The organism is Brevibacillus fortis (assembly GCF_003013395.1).
GTDB lineage: Bacteria > Bacillota > Bacilli > Brevibacillales > Brevibacillaceae > Brevibacillus > Brevibacillus fortis.
On record NZ_PXZM01000008.1, the window covers coordinates 34,276 to 54,322 of the forward strand.

The window sequence follows — 20,047 nt, forward strand, 5'->3', positions numbered from 1 at the left end:
CAAATAAGAACAAAAAAAGTCTCATCACATAGTACAGTCAGTGAGAGACATAATGCTTGCTATTATTAATTGGAAGTAAGGACTAATTCTTTATTAGAATGGCAAGGTGTGCAAGAGAACTTAGTTCTTTCTCACGTAAATTTTTTGATATTTTATAAAGGTAGATAGGAGTGTGTTCAATTGCTCTGGCAAAGGAATAGATTAGTTTAACGACATGATCTACAGTGAAGTTTTCTTTGTAATGGCTCGTCATACCGATTAGATGAAGCTTGATCATTGAAAAATGTAGCACGAGCAGAGAGAACTCATCAAATAAATTTTGGCTAGTAGTTTGGAACGGAAAAAGATTTTTGTATACATAGTTCACAAGATAATGTTCCAGTAAGTATTCATGCTTCGTAATGAATGGCAGATAGTGTGATTCAGAAGCGTGCTTATATTTTTGAATGAGTTCTTCATTATTAGAGTCTTCCTCAGTAAACGAAAGGCCATCTAAAGTATCTTGAACACACTCAAGATAGGCTTGGCTATTAACTCCTAATAGCACACGCATGTCCATCATATATTTAACAAGTTTAAATTGTATGTCATAAGAGGTTGGTATGGCTTGTATTGTCTCTTTTAAAGTTCCATTTTTCACTATAGTCTTATATGATTCAATGAATTGAGGGAGTTGTACAAGCTCATTCTGATCGATTAAGGTTTGAACTTTTTCATAGAATGTTCCTAGAAGTAATAAGCGCTCAGGGATAGAGTAATCTCTATTTTGGAGTATCTCTATGCTAAAAATACGCAAATTCCAAAAGTAATATTGTGGTAGATTAGCATTTTCTATTTCTAGCGATTTTCCTACAATGGTCTTAGAATCTATTTCAAGTTCTATTTCGTCAAATTGCATAACTTCTGGATTCAGCAAAGCCTGCCTCGCTGCTTCTGGGCACGAAAGTGTAGCAGATTGTTCTAAAGATCCATTAATCATATTAAGAGTCCGAGGATAGGTTGAGCAAACACTGGATAAATAGTTTTCCCCTAAATTCAATTGAAAGGAACATAATTTTTCAGTATTTAAAAAAGGGCATGCGTTTTTACTATCCATTTTAATTTTAGCATAGATAAGATCACTTGATTCATTTCGTAAGCGTGTTATGTGATCGTTAATGATCGGGACGAATTCCTTGTCTCGTATATTCTTATAGCGTTTATAAGTTTTTTTATCAATGACAACTGTCCAGCCTTGACAGCATGTGTCTTCGCAAAATGAACCAATACACTGAAAGTTTTTCATATACTGTGGTACAAGGGCTTGGTGCATTTTCTTGCTCATATTATCTCTCCTCGCCTAAAAAAGTATATATAGTTTTATCGGCTAAAGCGGACAAAAAAGTAAGTTCAATAACAATAATCCAAAGAAAAAATAAAACTCAATCGTATTCTTACCGATATATAGAATAAGATCGTTTTTGAGGAGTGAATAAAATGGAGATTTCCTCTGTTCATTCATTACCAGGACAGAAGAATAGCATGAAACAGGGACCGGGAACAACTGCTGCAAATGAGCAGAACACCACGAACAAACAGGTGGAACTGAATCCACAAACAAAGTCTGATTTACAGAATGAGATTGTCGGAATAAACAAATGGCTACAATCTACGAATACCCATGTTAAATTCACCTTACATGAAGATCTAAATGAGTACTATGTGCAGGTTATTAACGATCAAACGAATGAGGTTATCCGTGAAATACCATCAAAGAAAATGATGGATATGGTTGCAAAAATGCATGAAATGATCGGTTTACTTGTGGACGAAAAAAGATAGGAGGTAGAAGGAAATGGGAATACGGCTTAGTGGTATGGCTTCTGGAATGAATACAGAGCAGATGATTAAAGATTTGATGAAAGCTCAACGTGAGCCAGTTAATCGTTTACAACGAAATAAATATTCAACAGAGTGGAAACGCGATGCTTATCGTGATATTAATACACTTTTTGCAGACATGCAGAATTCACTGAAGAATCTCCGAATGGCCAGTAGCTTCAACAAAAAAGTTGCTGCCTCAGAAAATGATAGTGTTGCCACTGCCAAGGTGGTAGGTAAACCATCACTCTCATCCTATACAATAGAGGTTCAGGACTTAGCAAAAGCAGGAACTCCTTCAAGAGCGGAATTTAACACAGGAGTAACAGATCCTAAAAGTCCTATTGGTGGTACAGATTTTACAATGACTATCGGTAAAGATACGAATGGTGATGGTACGGTAGATAATAATGATGCTGCTGGTATACCAATATCGTTATCTGCGACAGACACTTTAGAGAATGTCATAGCTAAAATTAACAATACGAATACAGGTGTGAAAGCAAGTTTCTTTAACAATAAACTGGTTCTTACTTCAGAAGATGGCAAACAGTTTAAAGTTGAAGCATCCACCGTGAACAATTTGAACATCGGAAGTTCTACAGCATCTACCCCGGGGACGGTAGGGACTCCGGCAAAATTTAAAATTAATGGTGTAGAGTACACCTCTCCTACAAATTCCTTAACTTTTGATGGTATGGAAATTAATTTAAAGCAGGCTAACGTTGGTGCCCCGGTAGTTATTAATACAAAGACTGACGAAGATGCTGTATATACCATGGTTAAAGATTTTGTAGACAAGTACAATGCAATTATAGAGACTGTTAACAAAAAGATTTCTGAACCAAAATACAAAGGCTACCAACCGCTTTTGGATGAAGAAAAAGAAGCTTTACCAGAAAAAACAGTAGAAAAAATGGAGAATATGGCACGTAGTGGTACTCTATTGCGTGATCCAATTTTAACCAGCGGATTACATGAGCTAAGAAGAGCCATTAGTACACCATTACAGGCTGCTGGTATCAATAAATCAATGGATACTTTGTCAGAAATAGGTATCGGTGGTCCTCCAAATGGTAAGTATGCCTATCAAGAAAATGGAAAACTTTATATTAACGAAACAAAGCTACGGGAATCTATTCGTAATAACGGGGAAGATGTCCTCAAGCTATTTACTAATTACAGTGATAATAGTAACGCTGCTACGAAGTATAATGAAAGTGGCGTTGCCGAGCGTCTGTATGGACAAGTGAAACAAGTAATCGATAAAATTACCGAGCAAGCTGGTGCTGTAGGAAGTGCATTTGACAACAGTAATTTGAGTAAAAAATTAAAGCAAACAGATGATGAAATCAATCGCTGGGAAGATCGTTTAAAATTAATCGAAGATCGTTACTGGAAACAATTCTCCGCCATGGAAAAAGCAATGTCCAAGTCCCAGTCTCAGGGATCTTGGTTTGCACAAATGTTAGGGCAACGATAATAGGGAGTGATGCAGATGTTACAAAATGCTGCTCAAACGTACCAATCAAATCAAGTAACAACGGCTACTCCTGCTGATTTAACACTGATGCTATATAATGGGGCACTCAAATTCATTAAACAGGCAAAGCTTGCGCTTGAGAACAAAGATGTAACAAAAGCTCATGAAGCTTCGATCAAAATACAGAACATCCTTTACGAGTTAATGTCTACTTTAAATAATGACTATGATATTTCAAAAGAATTCTCCAGACTCTACGAATATATGCTTCAACGGACAATAGAAGCAAACATGCGTAAGGACTTGGAAATTCTAATAGAAGTAGAAGACCTGTTCATTCAATTCCGAGACACTTGGAAAGAAGCCATGCTTTTGGCGAAGAAACAAGGGTAAGGTATATGGAAATGACAGTCGATGTTCTTCTAAATGGCCTGCTAGAAACAACATTACGCTTAGAGAAAGTAGTAAGTGTAAAGGATTCAGAACCTGATGAATGGTTGTCTGTATTGGACGAAAGAGAAGAAATGATTTCTCAGATGCAGCATCAGGGTTTAGACAATGAATCGCTATCTGCGTTGCAAAAGCAACAGCTAGAGAAAATTTACGAGATTAACCAACGCCTCATTCCCCTGATCGATGGAAGAATGCAAGGCGTCCAGCAACAACTTAACAACCTCCAGCGCAGCAAACTCGCAATGAATACGTACAACGAAGTAGGTCCAAACGGCTATGGTGCCTTTTTCGACCGCAAAAAGTAAAAACGGCCGGGGAACCGGCCGTTTTCTTTTCACAACTTATGCACGAATGTCGATCGCTTTTCCAAGAGATGGATGACTAGCCTGAGCCGCTTGAACATTTTGCTGCGTCTTAGCAAAACCCTCCAACATGATGGAAGCTTGCGCTTGCGCAGTCTCCTGCACTTGCTTCGTCAAACTAATAGTAACAGCTTGTTTTAATTGTACGGCATTCACAGATGATCACCTCTTTGCTAGAATGGCTTTCTTTATCATTATCGACATTTTCTATACCAAGCTTCACTATAACCATGACTCTATTCTCTCATCTTTTTTCCACCATCTGCTATACTTTAAGAACAACTTGTTGAAAAACTAGGAAGGTGAATCACTTTTGTCCACAAAACGCCGCTCACTCGTCTTAATCGGAGCCGTCCTCCTCATCTTCATACACGCGGTCTACCTAAACGGAACCTTATCGGATCTCCTCAACGTTACCGCCATCGAACTGGTCGCGCTCTCCGTAGTCATGTCCTATGCAGTGAAACGCAAGCATCTCGACTTGAAAAAAATCTGGCGCCTCCTTATCCACGGCCGGCAAAGCAACGTCGAAGAGACGATCAAGCGCTTCTACTATTACGCGCTCGTTCTGAAGGAACAGGGCTACATCGCGCTCGAAAAGGAGCTGCAACAAGAACCCGATTCGTTTGTCCAACGCGGCAGCTTACTGGCGATCGAGGGTGTTCCCGAAGAAGAGCTGCGCCTGATCCTAGAGAACGAGCTCAAGGGAGAGCAGTATCGCTACCAACAGTCGGCAGGGTTCTTCCGTCTCATTAGCTTGCTGGCGCCTGGGATGGGGCTGGTCGGTACGCTCTTAGGGATGACGGGGGTACTGAAGTCGCTCTCCGACATGGCACTGACTGGCCACAGCCTGAGCGCAGCAGTCGTAGCGACGCTGTATGGCGCGCTCTTGGCGAACCTGTTCGCGCTGCCATGCTACTACCGTCTGATGGATCTGTACGACCGGGAAATGTTTGAAAAGCGTCTCTTCGTCGAAGGTTGCGTTGGCTTGCAGCGCATGGAGACGCCACGCTTGTTGTTTGAAAAGCTGAACTCATTCTTGCCAGGTGACCAGAAGCTGGTGCTGATTAAAGAAGCAGGCAGCATGAAGGGCACGATTGAAAGGCAGGACCGCTATGCATGACGAACGGTTATACGATGAAAAAGAGTTAGAAAAAAGCTGGCTGCTCAGCTACAGTGATCTGATTACCCTGCTGTTCGTGATTGTGATTATTATCGCGGCGATGCAGACGAAGAGCATTCAGGCACAAAAGGAAGAGGTCCAAAAGGAAAAAGCGAGCTTGGAGCAGGTGCATGAGAGTCTCGACCTGCTCAACCTGCAAAAGCTGGAGCTGCAGCGAGAAGTCTACCAATTGGAGGCTCGTCAGAAGGATCTCAAGGGCGAAAAAGAAGAAGGCTCCGAAGACACCGTAAATGTGCCGAAGCCGCCAATGGGCATGTCTGACTCGAGTGAGCGCGATATGGAGACGGTGCGTAACCAGCTATCCTCTGCATTAGCTGAGCTGAATCTGGACTACGAGGAGACCGAAGAAGGCTTGCGTATCCGTTTGCCGGAAACGATCTTGTTTACGAGTGGTTCGGCAGACCTACAGGCCCAAGGGAAGCAAGTCGTCGGGACGGTAGCGGGGGTTTTGAAGCGCTTTGAGCACAAGGTGCGAATCGAGGGCTATACAGATGATGTGCCGATATCGCGCAGTTCCTACCAATCCAACTGGGAGCTATCCTCGGCGCGCTCGATCTCTGTGATGCGTGAAATGGTGGATGCTCATTCCTTACCAGCGTCTCGCTTTACAGTGGCTGGCTTGGGCGAATATAAACCGCTTGTGGACAACTCCAACGCGGAGAACCGTGCGAAGAACCGCCGGGTGGAAATCGTGATTTTAGGGGAAAAATAACAATTCATATTTTTCAGATAAAAGCAGGATTTTTATATACAGGATAGAAGTATATCCAGTGTATATGAATCCTGTTTTTTGCTGCTATTCGCACTTATAATCCGAAGTCGTTCCCCTTACTTTCGTACCAAAGTGGCAGAATATACAGGAAAATAGTTATACCCAGCTTGTGCACAAGGTCATGTGGATAATGTGGATAACTCTGTGGAGAACGCAAAAAATCCGTTATTTTCATGTGGACATTGCTGGGGACAAAATGGGCAGATAGAGAGACACAAGGGGGATTTCGAAATGCGTATCGGGACAAATTGGTTCAAATCGCTCGCGTTGGTCGTCGGTGTGGGGGTACTCCTCGCAGGCTGTGGATCGGGTGGTCAGCAAACGTCTGGCAGTGGTTCGGGCGACAAGGTGTACGTAGTCGGTACAGATGCAGCATACCCACCGTTCCAAATGCTTGAGGCTGACAAAATTAGCGGCCACGATATCGATGTGATGAACGCGATCGCGGAAGCTGGCGGATTCAAGATCGAGTGGAAAAACACCGGGTGGGACCCACTTTTTGATGGACTGGACAAAGGGACGGTTGATATCGGGATCTCGTCTATCACGATCACGGAGAAGCGCAAGGAAAAATACGATTTTTCGGACTCATACTTTGAAGCGAACCAACTCATTCTGGTAGCGGAAGATTCCCCAGTGACGAAGCTGGCTGATTTGAAAGGTAAGAAGATCGGGGTGCAAGCTGCGACAACGGGTGAAGAAGTGGTCAAAAAAGCGTTTGGAGATACGTACGAAGGCCTGAAAGGCTATGACGACATGCCATCCTCCGTCGATGACTTCTTTAATGGTCGGGTAGATGCAGTGATTGGCGACAATGGTGTTTTGTCATACTACGTGAATAAAGTACAAGATAAGAAGTTTAAGCTGATTAAAGACGATTCCTTTGAAAAAGAATTTTACGGAATTATCGTGAAAAAGGGCAACGCCGATGCGATGAACAAAATTAACGACGGATTGAAAAAGATAAAAGAAAATGGAAAGCTGCAGGAAATTTACACCCAGTACTTTGGCAATAAGTAGGCAGCAAAATGGCCGGGTGCGTCCTTATGACGTAGCCGGCGTTTGTTCGCACCTTGGCTTGCTGACTTGAAGAAGGGGGGATTAGCCATTGGACTGGAGTGTCATCTACGACTATCGTGAACTATTTATCCGAGGTATTATCAATACGATTTTACTAACGGCAGTGGCTACGGTTTGCGGAACATTTTTAGGGTTGTTCATCAGCTTGGGCAAAATGTCCTCAAAGCGAATGATACGTTGGACCTGTTCGATTTACGTAGAACTGTTTCGGGGAACCCCGATGTTGGTCCAAATTCTGCTGATTCACTTCGCGGTGATCCCATCGATTTGGGGTATTCTGTATCCGGGAGCAAGTAGTCCAGAAGCGATTTATTCAGGCTTCGTCGCACTCTCACTTAATGCGGCAGCCTACATGGCGGAAATCTTTCGGGCAGGGATACAATCAATTGATTCGGGACAAATGGAAGCAGCACGATCACTTGGCATGAACAAGGGTCTTGCGATGCGCCAAATTGTTCTTCCGCAGGCGTTTACACGAATGCTGCCTGCGATCGGAAATGAGTTTATTGCTCTTTTGAAAGATTCATCTCTTCTGGCGGTAATCGCGACGCCGGAATTAAACTACGCAGCCATGAACGTGGCGAAAAGTACATTTGAGCGCTACCCTCCGTATTTAACAGAAGCGGCGGTTTACCTGGTACTTACGTTGTTCTTGTCCCGTGTAGTCGTGAGAGGACTTGAGAAAAAATACTCCACACGGTAATGAGCGCGGTCCACAAGCGGCGAACGTCGTGAAGTTATAAACGAAACAATAGCAAATCCCCCTGCTTCCTTAGATAGGACAGGGGGATTCGTTTTTTCAACGTGTTTAACTGATCATTCTCTGAATGCGTAGGGAACGCTGCAGTCTCAGGTCTATAAAATCATTACCTCTACGAACGAGAGGGCGCATAGGCTCATCGGTATGAATCATAATGATTTCGACGTGGTCGCCATTGCTTAAAAGCGCATGGGAACCGACATATAGTAAGATAATGTAATGGATAAAACGAGAGACAATCATCGGATTTAATTTGCCTGAACAAGCTAACTCCCACAGAACATTCGCGGCCTCAAAGGGAGAGGTTCCCTTCCGATATACGCGATCTGCGCATATCGCATCAAATACGTCTGCGACACTGATGATTTGGCATTCCAAAGGGATGCCATCTTTTTTTCGTCCGAGCGGATATCCACTTCCATCCCAGCGTTCGTGGTGCATGAGCGCGCATTGTGCCAGCAAATGGTCGGCATCGTCCATAGTGCGCAGGAGCTCGTAGCCGTATACGGTATGCTTTTTCATAATCGTATACTCTTCGTCTGTCAAACGCTCTGGCTTGGACAGTAGCTCATCGGGAATTTTCATCTTGCCGATGTCATGGAGAAGGCCTGCTACACCTAAAAAATGAACATTACGTTGCGGCAATCCAATGATTTTTCCGATTAAGGCAGCCACGATTCCTACATGCAGGGAGTGGCGATACGTATAACTTTCTGTTCCTTCATTCAAATAAATGAAGCGCAGAAATCTCATGTGATGAAGAACTTGATCGAGCATAGGATGAACAGCGTCGCTAAATTGTGCCAGTCGGGGGGTAGCCCCATTTGCGAGCTGGTTAAATAAATACTCGGTTTTTTGTACGGCCACCATATAGGCCTTTGCAGCTTCTGCCTCACTCCAATGAAGGAGAGGAAAAGGCATTTCGGGTGCTTCCGAGTCAGTAGTAACGTGTACGGCTTCCACCTGGTGAGCCTCTAGCAGTCGTAAATCACTTAGATGAAGGATTGCACCAGCGGGTAATAAAAGTAGGCCGTACTCATTGTAGACGTCTTGAGCGAGCGTTGTTCCGATTAGTGAATGGGAAGGTTTTACCTCGGCCATGAGGATTCCTCCAGTGCGATGTACGACCGCGATATAGGATTGGATGACTACCTTTCCTATTATAGCATAGGGAATCTAGTAAGTATTGGTAAAATAATGTCGGATAATGATGGATTGTAAAAGATTTGCAAAGATTTTTTTAAGCTGAATGGAAGGATTATTTACAGAGGTGGCGAATAAGTATGTATAGACGGAAGGAGGTTGGAACCATGAAATTTAACATTCGTGGAGAAAACATTCAAGTCACCGCTGCGCTTAGAGAATATGTCGAAAAGAAAGTCGGCCGTCTGGAAAAATATTTTGAAACTCCACAGCCTACAGAAGTACAAGTCACCATGCATGTACATCGAGGAGAAGGCACGATCGAGGTAACTATCCCACTGGGTGGGGTCATTATCCGAGCGGAGGAAACGCACGAAGATATGTATGCTGCTATCGATCTGGTAGTAGAAAAGCTGGAACGTCAGATTCGCAAACACAAAACGAAGCTGATGCGTAAGCTTCGAGTGGATTCGACAGGAAGAATCGCACAGCGTGAGAGTCAGCCAGTTGCAGTTATGATCCCGGATGTGGATGAGGAGGATATCGACGTAGACATTGATATCGTTCGAACCAAACGCTTCGATCTGAAGCCGATGGATGCACAGGAAGCGGTCATGCAGATGGATATGCTGGGACACAGCTTCTTCGTTTTCCAAAACAGTGACACCAATGACGTCAGTGTGGTGTATCGCCGCAATGATGGACGTTACGGATTGATTGAACCAAAATAACGAAACTTTACACATTCTCATTCGTATAAGACTAGGGAGTTGCTATTGGCAACTCCCTTTACTTGTGTAGAGGATGCTCTATTTGATAAAATATCTTTTTAGAAAGTATTATTTTCGTAGAATCGGTATTCTTATTTATTATCTGGACTCATGCCGGCTTGTGCATTTTTGTTTGGCAGCATATGGAAGGGGTGTCCTCATGTTAGGACTCGTTAAAAAGATATTCGGCGATAGCAATGAACGTGAAGTAAAGAAAATGTTTAAGCGTGTAGAAAGTATCAACGATCTGGAACCAACGATTAAGGCACTCTCTGATGACCAACTGCGGGAGAAGACTGCTGAGTTTAAGGCGCGCTTGGCAAATGGAGAAGAACTGGACAAAATTTTGAATGAAGCGTTTGCCGTTGTACGTGAAGCATCGATTCGTGTACTGGGTATGCGTCACTTCGACGTCCAGATGATTGGTGGTATGGTTCTTCAGGAAGGCCGTATCTCCGAGATGAAGACGGGTGAAGGTAAAACCCTGGTTGCGACACTGGCGACATACCTGAATGCCCTGATGGGAAAAGGCGTTCACGTTGTTACCGTGAACGAATACTTGGCTGAGCGCGACTCGACCATCATGGGTAAGCTGTATAACTTCCTCGGACTGACAGTCGGTTTGAACAAGAATGGACTGAGCCCTGAGGAAAAACGCGAAGCATACGCGTGTGACATTACTTACGGTACGAACAATGAGTTTGGCTTCGATTACCTGCGTGACAATATGGTCCTGTACAAGGAACAAATGGTGCAACGTCCGCTCTTCTTCGCTATCATCGACGAAGTGGACAGCATTTTGATTGACGAAGCACGTACGCCGTTGATCATCTCCGGCTCTGCTAACAAATCGACAGAGCTGTACTACATCTGCTCGCATTTTGTAAAGCGTCTGGAAGCAGAAAAAGATTTTACCATCGATGAGAAGTTGAAAATCGTCAACCTTTCAGATGAAGGTGTGAGCAAGGTCGAACAGGCATTCAACATCGACAACCTGTACGATACGGCACATATCACGTTGAACCACCACATTACAGCGGCGTTGAAGGCACAAGTATTATTCAAGCGCGATGTCGATTATGTGGTGCAGGAAGGCGAAGTTGTGATCGTTGACGAGTTTACCGGCCGTCTGATGGTTGGACGTCGTTACAGCGATGGCTTGCATCAAGCGATCGAAGCCAAAGAAGGTCTGCGTGTCCAAAGCGAGAGCATGACACTGGCTACCATTACCTTGCAAAACTACTTCCGTATGTACCAGAAGCTGGCGGGTATGACAGGTACAGCGAAGACGGAAGAAGAAGAATTCAAAAAGATTTACGGTCTCGATGTCGTGGTTATTCCAACGAATAAGCCTGTACAGCGTATCGATTCGCCAGACCTTGTTTTCAAAACAGAGGCAGCGAAATATCGTGCGGTTGTAAACGACATTGTCGAGCGTCACAAAAAGGGCCAACCGATCCTGGTAGGTACCATCTCCATCGAAAACTCGGAGCGATTGTCCCAAATGCTGAAGCAAAAGGGCGTACCGCATAACGTATTGAACGCGAAGCAGCATGAGCGCGAGGCGGAAATTGTTGCGCGTGCAGGTGTGTATGGAGCGGTTACCATTGCGACAAACATGGCGGGTCGTGGTACGGACATTCAGCTTGGCGAAGGTGTTGCGGAGCAGGGCGGTCTTCATATTATCGGTACAGAACGTCACGAGAGCCGTCGGATTGATAATCAGCTGCGTGGTCGTGCTGGTCGTCAGGGAGACCCGGGTTCATCCCAGTTCTTCCTCTCGATGCAAGATGAGCTGATGCGTCGTTTCGGTGCAGACAATATCATGAATATGATGGATCGTCTGGGGATGGAAGAGGATATGCCGATCGAGAGCCGACTGGTTACTCGTGCGGTAGAATCTGCGCAGAAGCGTGTAGAGGGATCGAACTTCGATGCACGTAAAGGCGTTCTCCAGTATGACGACGTGATGAATCAGCAGCGTCTGGTTGTCTACAAACAACGTAAAGACATCCTGGAACAGGAAAATCTCAGCGATGTTGCTTTGAATATGATCTACGCAGTAATGGAGCGTGCAGTGTCTCTGCATTGTCCAAAAGAAGAGGTACCAGAGGATTGGGATCTGCAAGCAATGGCCGATGCTGCCAATAATGGATTCCTCTATGAAGAAAATATTGCAGCAAAAATGCTGAAAGGCATGGAAGCAGAAGAAATTCTCGAACTGTTGAAAGCTGAAGTCGACAAGCAGTACAAACAGCGTGAAGAAGAAATCGGTGAATCGATTCGCGAGTTTGAAAAAGTCGTCATTCTGCGTGCTGTCGACAGCAAGTGGATGGATCACATCGATGCGATGGATCAATTGCGTCAAGGTATTCACCTGCGCGCCTACGCACAAAACGACCCGCTTCGTGAGTACCAGTTCGAAGGATACGAAATGTATCAAGGTATGCTGGCTGCTGTTCAAGAAGAAGTCGCTATGTACATCATGAAGGCCGAAGTCAGTCAAAACCTGGAGCGTCAGGATGTCATTCGCGGTCAAGGAATCGATACGGACAACTTGCAAACCTCAGGACCATCTGATCGTCCAGATCCTGAGACCTCCGGTGATGCTGATCCGAAAAACCGTGCACAGCGTCGCGCTCAAGAGCAGGATCGCAAACGCCAGAATAAGAAACACTAAGCAATGACAGAACATTCTTCTCGTATCGGCAAATTCGGTACGAGGGGAATGTTTTTTTCTTGCCCATTCCTAATGCCTTGACAGTATTCGTCCTCATCTATTCTTCCTCGTCTGATATAAACGATCTATTTGTCTAACACTGGTAAATGTGATCGAACGATTCAAGTGGTAATTATCTGAAAAATAAATAGAATCGTAAGTACAACACTTTTACCAAATTCACGAAGGCGGGGGAATGAACAAATGAGAACGTCAGCGAACGTGATGGGGATACAAACGAAAAATATAATGGAGCGCATTTCTATAACATTAAAAGCGGTGCTAAAGACAGGAAAGGAGAATAAAAAAGTACAACTGATTGAAAAAGAGGAGGGAATCGAATTACCGAGAGTTATCTCAGCGCAAGAGCCAGTTTTTGAGGACAAGCGACTGATGGAAGAAATTCCGGAGCCAAATTGGAATGAGGCCGTGATCGTCCCACCGAATGGATTGGTGGATCGAACGCGTGAAAGTCCACTAGTAAAAAAATATCGAAAAACACACAACTGGAAGAGACAAGCCTTCATCAAGCAAGCTTATCAGCTGAAAGCAAGCGAAGCTCGGCGTACGCATCTCCATCTGGTTGCCGCACCACAGGCGGAAAATAAACAACCACATGAAATCCGAGACCTGAGATCCTCGCCATCACCACCGGTGGCAACGTGACAAAGTGTATGGGCGAAGTCCCTTTTCTAAACGTGACATGCTACCGTATTTGCGCATCGGGCAAATTACGTTACAATAAAACATAGCTTACGTAAAGAGAAGGTGATTCGCAACATGGCATTAATCGATATTGCGGACATCAAACAAGAGATGTCTAGCATGGCTAAGCGTTTAGCGGATATTAGGGGGTCTCTTTGACCTCCCAGTAAAACAGGAACGAATCGGTGAACTGGAAGAGCGTATGCTGGCACCCGATTTTTGGGATGACAATGATGCAGCGCAAAAGACAATCAGTGAACTGAATGTAATCAAAAGCCTCGTAGAGACGATGACCAAGCTGGATTCTCAGTACGAGGATCTCCAGGTAATGCTGGAGCTCGTCATCGAAGAAGGGGATTCGTCCCTCATTCAAGATCTGTATGACAGTACGCAGGAGCTGCGGAAGTCATTTGAGAGCTTTGAGCTGGAATTGCTTTTGAGTGATGAATACGACAAAAACAACGCGATTCTGGAGCTGCATCCAGGAGCGGGTGGGACAGAGTCCCAGGATTGGGCGTCCATGCTTCTGCGTATGTATACACGTTGGGGGGATGCCAAGGGCTTCAAGGTGGATACATTGGACTATTTGCCTGGTGATGAAGCCGGTGTAAAAAGTGTTACTCTCCTCATTAAGGGCTACAATGCGTATGGCTACCTCAAATCAGAAAAAGGGGTTCATCGTCTTGTGCGGATATCTCCGTTTGATGCCTCTGGACGTCGACACACATCGTTTGTGTCTTGCAACGTCCTGCCGGAGATCGAAGACGATAATGCGGTAGACATACGTACGGAAGACCTGAAAATTGATACGTATCGTTCCAGTGGTGCAGGTGGTCAGCATATCAACACGACTGACTCCGCTGTACGGATTACTCACTTGCCTTCTGGAATTGTGGTGACGTGTCAAACAGAACGCTCCCAGATTAAAAACCGGGAGCGTGCGATGAAGATGCTAACGGCACGACTGTTTGAGAAAAAACGGGAAGAACAAGAGAAAACGTTGGCCGCTATTCAAGGTGAACAAAAAGATATTGCATGGGGCAGCCAAATTCGTTCCTATGTCTTCCACCCATACAGTCTGGTAAAAGACCACCGGACGAATATGGAGGTAGGAAACGTTCAAGCCGTCATGGATGGTGATATTGATTCGTTTATCGATGCCTATCTGCGCGCGCAGATTAATCGTTAAACGAAACAGAAGGCTTCAAGGCTTTTGGTATGGAAATCGATACGGTGGTTCCTTTGCCGACATCACTGGCGATGTTGATTGTTCCCCCGTGATCGCGAATAATTTTTGAGCTTACCATTAACCCCAGGCCAGTTCCTGTTTCTTTTGTACTATAAAAAAGCTCTCCTAATCGGGGAAGTAGCTCGGCAGGGATGCCTTGTCCTTGATCGCTGATTCGGATGACAACATCGGAAGAGCGCTCTACAACCTTGATTGTGAGATTTCCACCTAACGGCATGGCTTCCATGCCGTTTTTTATGATGTTTATGAAGACTTGCTTGATTTGATATTCCTCACACAATATGAGGGACGTGACTTGCGGAAAATCAGTAAGAATGGATACATTTTTAAGAAGTGCCTGTGGTTCCAAAAGCTTAATGACAGACAAAAGCAATGGCAAAAGGCCGTTGGGAGCGAATCGCAACGCTTGCGGCTTCGCCATGATCAAAAGCTCACTGGTAATCGAAGTGATCCGGTCGATTTCAGATCGCATGATTTGCAAGTATTGCTGATTCGCGAATTCGTCCCCTTCCATGAGTTGAATAAACCCTTTCAATGCCGTAAGTGGATTGCGAATTTCATGGGCGATTCCCGCGGCAAGCTCTCCTAGAACGGACAGCTTGTCAGAGTAACGAAGCAATTCCTCTGATTGCCGACGTTCTGTAATATCACGTGCCACAAAAACCGTGCTGAGAATATGACCGTACGAACAAATGTCAGGTGTTCCTTTCACATCGAACAGTAACATTCTCCCGTCTGGGTGAAGGTAATGGTACTCAGCGTCGAGTGTGATTTTCTGCTTCATCATTTGAGTAAAATCGCTCTTGGCTTTGGTTACTTGCTCAGGATGAATCAAGATCGAAAAATGCTGATTGATCACTTGATCAATTGTAAGACCGCTCACCGCCTGAACAGAAGGAGAAGCGTAAGTAATCATTCCGTCGACATCGACAATTAAAATCAAATCCATAATGTTTTCGGATATTAAGCGGAAATTTTCTTGCATCTGGTGCAGAGCTTTTTCCATCTTCTTTTGCTGCGTGATGTTCTTGGCGATGGAATAGCGACTGACGATTTCGCCGTTGTGAAAAATAGGAAAACTGGAAGCGAAAATATCCACAACCTGCCCGTTTTTATGGAGCAACTGATAATGCTTATTTTTTCTGATTTCTGCAGAGAGGATTTGTTGTTGTTTCTTACTGTCGAGACCCTCTGTAGAAGCGAGAATTTCCCAAATTTGCATGCGCAGCAATTCTTGAGAGGTGTATCCTATCAATGCTTCACCAGCGGCGTTCACTCCTGTGAATTTGCCTTCCATGTCGAACATGAAAACAGCATCAGGATTGTTGTGGAATAGAGAAGTATATAACTGTATCTGCGTGTCCATACCTATCCGCCTCTCTGTTGCTACTTGCTACCTTGAATCGTTCGCTGTAGAAAGGAAAAATCCTACCAGACAAAAGTCTGTATTCATAATTATGTTATACTTCATGAAAGAACAAGGTCATGAAAAAGGAGAGAAACCGTCATGTTGTATGCAGCATTTTTGCCAATCGTAAATCAAGAGCTGAATGCTCAAGTAAGACCTGCGCATCTTACGTATATTAATGATTTGTACAAGCAGGGAAAAGTGTTCATGGCAGGACCCTTTACAGATAAGCTTGGCGGATTGGTTATTTACAAAGCGGATTCTCTGGAAGAAGCTCGCCAATTGGCTGAGGCTGATCCAGTTGTTGTGGAAGGCGCACGGACGTTGGAGTTACGTGAATGGAGCCCGTTGGAATTTCCTCTGTCCTAAATGGTTGTCGCAAGAATGAGAAGCGGTAGTCGGAGGCATACTTAGCGAAGAAATCCGAATAAAGGAGGGAACAGCCTTGAAACGTATTCCACTCGTTTTGACAGCGGCTGTACTCGCATTCTCGCTAAGTGCCTGTGGTGGCGGCAATCAGCAAGCCCAGCCGCCAGCCAACCAACCGGCAACAGAGGCTCCGGCTACAGAAACTCCGCCAGCCACAACGCCATCTGGCAGCTATGATGCAGCAACTGCAGAAACCATGTACAAAAATACCTGTTCAAGCTGCCACGGACAGACGTTGGAAGGGGCAGTTGGACCGAACTTGCAAAAGATCGGCGGTCAGTTGAACAAGGAACAGATCATGGGCATTTTGGAAAAAGGAAAAGGATCAATGCCTCCAGGTCTCGTCACAGGAAAAGATGCAGAAAACATCGCTGCATGGTTAGCAGACAAAAAGTAAACAGGGCAACAAACCAGCGCTCGAGCAAATCGGGCGCTTTTTTCTTTGGACGAAAAAAGATTTTTTGTTGTATTCTATATGGATTTTTATTATTATTCATGTATAAAAATACAGAATAGAATAAAGGGGAGAGAGCATGGTTCGGGTCGGGATTGTTGGAGCAACGGGTTATGGTGGCGCGGAGTTGATCCGTCTTTTGGCTGGGCATCCGCATGTTGAGATTGCAAACGTATACTCAAGTTCATCAGAAGGGGAAAGCTTGGAAAAATCGTTTCCGCATGTAGCTGGGCTCAGGTTGCCCACATTATCACCGATTGATGCAGACAGCATGAGCGGTGTGAACGATCTGATCTTTCTCGCTACACCTGCGGGAGTAAGTAGCACGTTATCTCCGAAGTTGGTCGAAAAAGGCTTGAAGGTCATTGATTTGTCCGGGGATTTTCGTCTAGAAAACGGTGCGGTCTACAAAACGTGGTACAAACATGAGCCGGCCCCTTCCCAATGGGTAGAAGCAGCGATTTACGGTTTAACCGAGTGGAATCAAGAGCAAGTGGCAGGTGCCAGTCTCATCGCGAATCCAGGCTGCTATCCCACTGCTACGCTCCTCGCCTTGCTTCCGCTGGTGAAGACAGGCTGGGTACAGCCTAACAGTTGGATCGTCGATGCCAAATCAGGTGTATCCGGCGCTGGACGTGGAGTAGCGCTCGGTGTTCATTACAGCGAGATCAATGAAAGTATTCATGCTTATAAAGTTGCGAATCATCAGCATACACCAGAGATTGAACAGGAGCTGCAAAAACAGAGCGGGGAAGAGACGCTTGTTCAATTTACGCCGCATCTGGTGCCGATGACCCGAGGGATTTTAGTCACGGCTTACGGACAACTAACGACTGATGTTACACAATCGCAAATCCAGGAACTATACGAGGCCACTTATGCGGATAAGCCTTTTGTGCGCGTACGTCCTGCAGGCAGTCATCCACATACCAAAGAAGTATATGGCTCCAATTACTGCGATATCGCCATCCATGTCGATCAGCGCACGAGGCGTGTCATCTTACTGTCGGTAATCGATAATATGATGAAGGGCGCAGCCGGTCAAGCCGTACAAAACATGAATGTCATGTTTAATTTGCCTGAGAAAACAGGCTTGCCGCTCGTACCAGTATTCCCGTAGAGGAGGAGAGCAGATGCAAGGAATTGTCGTGATCAAATGTGGCGGAAGCACCATGGATCAGCTACCTGACTCCTTCTTTCAGGCGATTGCCGGATTGCAGGCGCAAGGGAAAGAGATCGTCATCGTCCATGGGGGCGGACCTGCCATTAACAGTATGCTCGATCGAGTTCAGATCACTCCGCAATTTGTCGATGGGCTTCGTGTTACCTGCGAGGACACACTGCGTGTTGTAGAGATGGTCTTGTGCGGCAGTATCAACAAGGCACTGGTAAAAAGGCTGACGGAGGCAGGAGCCAAGGCTTGGGGAGTTAGTGGCATCGATGGCCAGACCCTTTTGGCAACAAAAACGCCAAAGCCACTCGGGTGGGTAGGAGAAATCAAGCAGGCGGATACGACCATTCCGAAAGCGATTCTTGGGCAGGGATACGTCCCGGTGATTGCTCCCCTTTCCGTCAGTGAAGATGGCACGGAGACATTTAACGTCAATGCTGATGTAGCCGCAGGAGTGATTGCAGCAGCACTCAGCGCTGAAAAACTGATTATGGTGACAGACGTTCCGGGCATCATGCAGCCACAGCCAGACGGAACCAAGGCAGTAGTACCAGCCACAAGTGCCGAAGAGATACAGGAAATGATTCGGGCAGAAATTATTACTGGTGGAATGATTCCGAAGGTTCAGGCAGCTCTCGACGCTCTCGGACAGGGAGTGGAGCAGGTTGTCATCTGCCGGGGAATCGCTGACGATCTGCTCGGTGTTTGTGCGGGGCAGGCAGTTGGGACAATCGTTCGTATGAATGTCAATTACGCTTAGGTAGGAGGGAAAAGAATATGCATACAACAACAGCGCCAGTGCATCTCATGAATAACTATGCGAGATGGCGAATCAGTTTGGTAAAAGGACAAGGAAACCAGGTATGGGATGATCAAGGCAAGCAATATCTCGATTTTACCTCAGGAATTGCCGTGACTTCGTTAGGGCATGTCCCGCCAAAAGTAACGGCAAAGCTGCACGAACAGCTCGATACGTTGTGGCATTGCTCGAATCTGGTACATGTGCCTCAGCAAGAGATTTTGGCGGAAAAGCTGAGCCGACTGTCTGGACTGGATCAGGCTTTTTTCTGCAACAGTGGAGCGGAGGCGAATGAAGGCTTGATCAAGCTCGCTCGCCGCTATGCACAAAAGGTAAAAGGGACCGACCGTTACGAAATCATCAGCTTTGAACAATCTTTTCATGGACGGACATTGGCTACCCTGACGGCTACTGGACAGGAAAAGGTGAAGGACGGATTCGCACCATTGCCGCAGGGCTTTGTCACCGTTCCTTACAACGACCTTGATGCAGTCAAGTCAGCAATTACAGACAAGACATGCGCGATCATGCTGGAGCTGGTTCAGGGTGAAGGCGGCGTACATCCAGCAGAAGAGGCGTGGGTGAAGGCGCTGCGTGAATTATGCGATACGCACGGATTGCTCCTGTTAATCGATGAGATACAGACTGGGATCGGTCGCACGGGTACATGGTTTGCCTTCCAGCAATATGACATGAAGCCGGATGCGATTTCCTTGGCAAAAGGATTGGGAAGTGGTTTCCCGATTGGAGCAGTAGTCGCGACCAAGGAAGTAGCAGAAGCATTTGCTCCGGGTACGCATGGTACTACTTTTGGTGGGAACCCATTGGCAGCAACTGCTGGAATCGCAACGCTTACGACGATGGAAGAAGAGCAGATTTTGGAGCGGGTAGCCCATATCCATGACGTATTGATCAAAGAGCTGGAGAAGCTCAAGGCAGAGCATCCAGACAAAGTAGTTACAGTTCGGGGAAAAGGACTGCTTCTCGGTGTGGAGCTAACGATTCCTGCTGGTGAGTCGGTAGCGTATGCACGGGAAAAAGGAGTCATTCTGCTGATGGCTGGCCCACAAGTAGTGAGACTCCTGCCTTCTTTTGTGACCACAGATGATGAGGTAAAGCAGGCAATTGCTGTATTAAGCGAAGCGCTGTCTCAGGTTTAGAAGAAAAAAGCATGAAATGCAACGAGTGGAAGTGGTCAAAAAACTCGTTGCATTTTTATAATTCCAAATGTATATTAATACAAAAGG

21 protein-coding genes are annotated in these 20,047 nt (G+C 45.4%); 17 read left to right on the forward strand and 4 right to left on the reverse strand.

What is annotated here, in order from left to right; all coding sequences use genetic code 11:
• Nucleotides 1–82: 82 nt before the first annotated feature.
• Nucleotides 83–1,324 (reverse strand): flagellin lysine-N-methylase, encoded by a 1,242-nt coding sequence (fliB, locus tag C7R93_RS06620; protein WP_106838065.1) that lies wholly within the window; start codon nucleotides 1,322–1,324, stop codon nucleotides 83–85.
• 152 nt (nucleotides 1,325–1,476) lie between these two features.
• Here fliB and flaG point away from each other — a divergent pair, with 152 nt between their 5' ends.
• Genes flaG through fliT form a run of 4 tightly spaced genes read left to right on the forward strand, consistent with a single transcriptional unit; the run spans nucleotide 1,477 to nucleotide 4,101 of the window.
• Complete coding sequence (gene flaG, locus C7R93_RS06625) at nucleotides 1,477–1,821, forward strand: flagellar protein FlaG (protein ID WP_244191462.1); 345 nt, start codon at nucleotides 1,477–1,479, stop codon at nucleotides 1,819–1,821.
• A 13-nt stretch (nucleotides 1,822–1,834) separates the two neighbouring features.
• Nucleotides 1,835–3,343, forward strand: coding sequence for a flagellar filament capping protein FliD (fliD, locus tag C7R93_RS06630; RefSeq protein ID WP_106838066.1), 1,509 nt, complete (start codon nucleotides 1,835–1,837; stop codon nucleotides 3,341–3,343).
• 15 nt (nucleotides 3,344–3,358) lie between these two features.
• On the forward strand, nucleotides 3,359–3,736 hold the full coding sequence (fliS, locus tag C7R93_RS06635) for a flagellar export chaperone FliS (protein WP_106838067.1): 378 nt from the start codon (nucleotides 3,359–3,361) through the stop codon (nucleotides 3,734–3,736).
• Nucleotides 3,737–3,741: 5 nt separating this feature from the next.
• Nucleotides 3,742–4,101, forward strand: coding sequence for a flagellar protein FliT (gene fliT, locus C7R93_RS06640; protein ID WP_106838068.1), 360 nt, complete (start codon nucleotides 3,742–3,744; stop codon nucleotides 4,099–4,101).
• Between the two features lie 36 nt (nucleotides 4,102–4,137).
• On the opposite strand, the gene C7R93_RS29925 is transcribed toward fliT, so the two are convergent.
• Complete coding sequence (locus C7R93_RS29925) at nucleotides 4,138–4,314, reverse strand: putative motility protein (protein ID WP_146142412.1); 177 nt, start codon at nucleotides 4,312–4,314, stop codon at nucleotides 4,138–4,140.
• Between the two features lie 157 nt (nucleotides 4,315–4,471).
• On the opposite strand from C7R93_RS29925, the gene C7R93_RS06645 reads away from it, so the two are divergent.
• The 4 genes from C7R93_RS06645 to C7R93_RS06660 all read left to right on the forward strand — a co-directional run bounded on the left by C7R93_RS06645 (nucleotide 4,472) and on the right by C7R93_RS06660 (nucleotide 7,896).
• The gene (locus C7R93_RS06645; protein ID WP_106838069.1) at nucleotides 4,472–5,281 is read left to right on the forward strand and encodes a motility protein A; all 810 of its coding nucleotides are present in this window, start codon (nucleotides 4,472–4,474) and stop codon (nucleotides 5,279–5,281) included.
• Entirely contained in the window at nucleotides 5,274–6,053 is a 780-nt protein-coding gene (locus C7R93_RS06650) for an OmpA family protein (RefSeq protein ID WP_106838070.1), read from the forward strand. Before C7R93_RS06645 ends, C7R93_RS06650 begins: the two co-directional genes overlap by 8 nt.
• 291 nt (nucleotides 6,054–6,344) lie before the next feature.
• Nucleotides 6,345–7,133: a basic amino acid ABC transporter substrate-binding protein gene (locus C7R93_RS06655; RefSeq protein WP_106838071.1), complete on the forward strand. Its 789-nt coding sequence runs from the start codon at nucleotides 6,345–6,347 to the stop codon at nucleotides 7,131–7,133.
• A gap of 88 nt (nucleotides 7,134–7,221) precedes the next feature.
• Complete coding sequence (locus C7R93_RS06660; protein WP_106838072.1) at nucleotides 7,222–7,896, forward strand: amino acid ABC transporter permease; 675 nt, start codon at nucleotides 7,222–7,224, stop codon at nucleotides 7,894–7,896.
• Nucleotides 7,897–8,001: 105 nt separating this feature from the next.
• Here C7R93_RS06660 and C7R93_RS06665 read toward each other — a convergent pair whose 3' ends face one another.
• On the reverse strand, nucleotides 8,002–9,054 hold the full coding sequence (locus C7R93_RS06665) for an HD-GYP domain-containing protein (RefSeq protein ID WP_106838073.1): 1,053 nt from the start codon (nucleotides 9,052–9,054) through the stop codon (nucleotides 8,002–8,004).
• Nucleotides 9,055–9,263: 209 nt separating this feature from the next.
• On the opposite strand from C7R93_RS06665, the gene hpf reads away from it, so the two are divergent.
• The 4 genes from hpf (at nucleotide 9,264) to prfB (ending at nucleotide 14,479) form a co-directional block, all read left to right on the forward strand.
• Nucleotides 9,264–9,827 (forward strand): ribosome hibernation-promoting factor, HPF/YfiA family, encoded by a 564-nt coding sequence (hpf, locus tag C7R93_RS06670; protein ID WP_106838074.1) that lies wholly within the window; start codon nucleotides 9,264–9,266, stop codon nucleotides 9,825–9,827.
• Between the two features lie 199 nt (nucleotides 9,828–10,026).
• Nucleotides 10,027–12,546 carry a preprotein translocase subunit SecA gene (gene secA, locus C7R93_RS06675; protein WP_106838075.1) on the forward strand — a complete coding sequence of 840 codons (2,520 nt, stop codon included), beginning with the start codon at nucleotides 10,027–10,029 and terminating at the stop codon, nucleotides 12,544–12,546.
• 243 nt (nucleotides 12,547–12,789) lie between these two features.
• Nucleotides 12,790–13,251: a hypothetical protein gene (locus tag C7R93_RS06680; RefSeq protein ID WP_106838076.1), complete on the forward strand. Its 462-nt coding sequence runs from the start codon at nucleotides 12,790–12,792 to the stop codon at nucleotides 13,249–13,251.
• A gap of 114 nt (nucleotides 13,252–13,365) precedes the next feature.
• Nucleotides 13,366–14,479, forward strand: a protein-coding gene (gene prfB, locus C7R93_RS06685) for a peptide chain release factor 2 (RefSeq protein WP_106838077.1) whose coding sequence is annotated in 2 segments (ribosomal slippage) — nucleotides 13,366–13,446 and nucleotides 13,448–14,479 — 1,113 coding nt in all. Because the reading frame shifts where the segments join, the coding sequence is not laid out codon by codon here.
• Here prfB and C7R93_RS06690 read toward each other — a convergent pair.
• Complete coding sequence (locus tag C7R93_RS06690) at nucleotides 14,469–15,905, reverse strand: PAS domain-containing sensor histidine kinase (RefSeq protein WP_106838078.1); 1,437 nt, start codon at nucleotides 15,903–15,905, stop codon at nucleotides 14,469–14,471. The genes prfB and C7R93_RS06690 overlap by 11 nt on opposite strands.
• A gap of 141 nt (nucleotides 15,906–16,046) precedes the next feature.
• Between C7R93_RS06690 and C7R93_RS06695 the strand changes: the two genes are divergently transcribed.
• The 5 genes from C7R93_RS06695 to C7R93_RS06715 all read left to right on the forward strand — a co-directional run bounded on the left by C7R93_RS06695 (nucleotide 16,047) and on the right by C7R93_RS06715 (nucleotide 19,960).
• A complete protein-coding gene (locus C7R93_RS06695; RefSeq protein WP_007718215.1) occupies nucleotides 16,047–16,316 on the forward strand; it encodes a YciI family protein in 270 nt (89 codons plus the stop codon).
• Between the two features lie 76 nt (nucleotides 16,317–16,392).
• Nucleotides 16,393–16,773 carry a cytochrome c551 gene (gene cccB / locus C7R93_RS06700; RefSeq protein ID WP_106838079.1) on the forward strand — a complete coding sequence of 127 codons (381 nt, stop codon included), beginning with the start codon at nucleotides 16,393–16,395 and terminating at the stop codon, nucleotides 16,771–16,773.
• Nucleotides 16,774–16,909: 136 nt separating this feature from the next.
• The gene (argC, locus tag C7R93_RS06705) at nucleotides 16,910–17,950 is read left to right on the forward strand and encodes an N-acetyl-gamma-glutamyl-phosphate reductase (RefSeq protein WP_106838080.1); all 1,041 of its coding nucleotides are present in this window, start codon (nucleotides 16,910–16,912) and stop codon (nucleotides 17,948–17,950) included.
• Between the two features lie 13 nt (nucleotides 17,951–17,963).
• The gene (gene argB / locus C7R93_RS06710) at nucleotides 17,964–18,761 is read left to right on the forward strand and encodes an acetylglutamate kinase (protein WP_106838081.1); all 798 of its coding nucleotides are present in this window, start codon (nucleotides 17,964–17,966) and stop codon (nucleotides 18,759–18,761) included.
• 17 nt (nucleotides 18,762–18,778) lie between these two features.
• Nucleotides 18,779–19,960, forward strand: coding sequence for an aspartate aminotransferase family protein (locus C7R93_RS06715; protein WP_106838082.1), 1,182 nt, complete (start codon nucleotides 18,779–18,781; stop codon nucleotides 19,958–19,960).
• Nucleotides 19,961–20,047: the final 87 nt, after the last annotated feature.

What these genes read in the sequence shown, in the direction of transcription:
- secA (WP_106838075.1), top strand. Translation starts at nt 10,027, where the DNA reads ATGTTAGGACTCGTTAAAAAGATATTCGGCGATAGCAATGAACGTGAA.
- C7R93_RS06665 (WP_106838073.1), bottom strand. Translation starts at nt 9,054, where the DNA reads ATGGCCGAGGTAAAACCTTCCCATTCACTAATCGGAACAACGCTCGCT.
- hpf (WP_106838074.1), top strand. Translation starts at nt 9,264, where the DNA reads ATGAAATTTAACATTCGTGGAGAAAACATTCAAGTCACCGCTGCGCTT.
- fliB (WP_106838065.1), bottom strand. Translation starts at nt 1,324, where the DNA reads ATGAGCAAGAAAATGCACCAAGCCCTTGTACCACAGTATATGAAAAAC.
- C7R93_RS06655 (WP_106838071.1), top strand. Translation starts at nt 6,345, where the DNA reads ATGCGTATCGGGACAAATTGGTTCAAATCGCTCGCGTTGGTCGTCGGT.
- C7R93_RS06650 (WP_106838070.1), top strand. Translation starts at nt 5,274, where the DNA reads ATGCATGACGAACGGTTATACGATGAAAAAGAGTTAGAAAAAAGCTGG.
- argB (WP_106838081.1), top strand. Translation starts at nt 17,964, where the DNA reads ATGCAAGGAATTGTCGTGATCAAATGTGGCGGAAGCACCATGGATCAG.
- argC (WP_106838080.1), top strand. Translation starts at nt 16,910, where the DNA reads ATGGTTCGGGTCGGGATTGTTGGAGCAACGGGTTATGGTGGCGCGGAG.
- C7R93_RS06695 (WP_007718215.1), top strand. Translation starts at nt 16,047, where the DNA reads ATGTTGTATGCAGCATTTTTGCCAATCGTAAATCAAGAGCTGAATGCT.
- fliS (WP_106838067.1), top strand. Translation starts at nt 3,359, where the DNA reads ATGTTACAAAATGCTGCTCAAACGTACCAATCAAATCAAGTAACAACG.
- fliD (WP_106838066.1), top strand. Translation starts at nt 1,835, where the DNA reads ATGGGAATACGGCTTAGTGGTATGGCTTCTGGAATGAATACAGAGCAG.
- C7R93_RS06690 (WP_106838078.1), bottom strand. Translation starts at nt 15,905, where the DNA reads ATGGACACGCAGATACAGTTATATACTTCTCTATTCCACAACAATCCT.
- fliT (WP_106838068.1), top strand. Translation starts at nt 3,742, where the DNA reads ATGGAAATGACAGTCGATGTTCTTCTAAATGGCCTGCTAGAAACAACA.
- C7R93_RS06680 (WP_106838076.1), top strand. Translation starts at nt 12,790, where the DNA reads ATGAGAACGTCAGCGAACGTGATGGGGATACAAACGAAAAATATAATG.
- flaG (WP_244191462.1), top strand. Translation starts at nt 1,477, where the DNA reads ATGGAGATTTCCTCTGTTCATTCATTACCAGGACAGAAGAATAGCATG.
- C7R93_RS06715 (WP_106838082.1), top strand. Translation starts at nt 18,779, where the DNA reads ATGCATACAACAACAGCGCCAGTGCATCTCATGAATAACTATGCGAGA.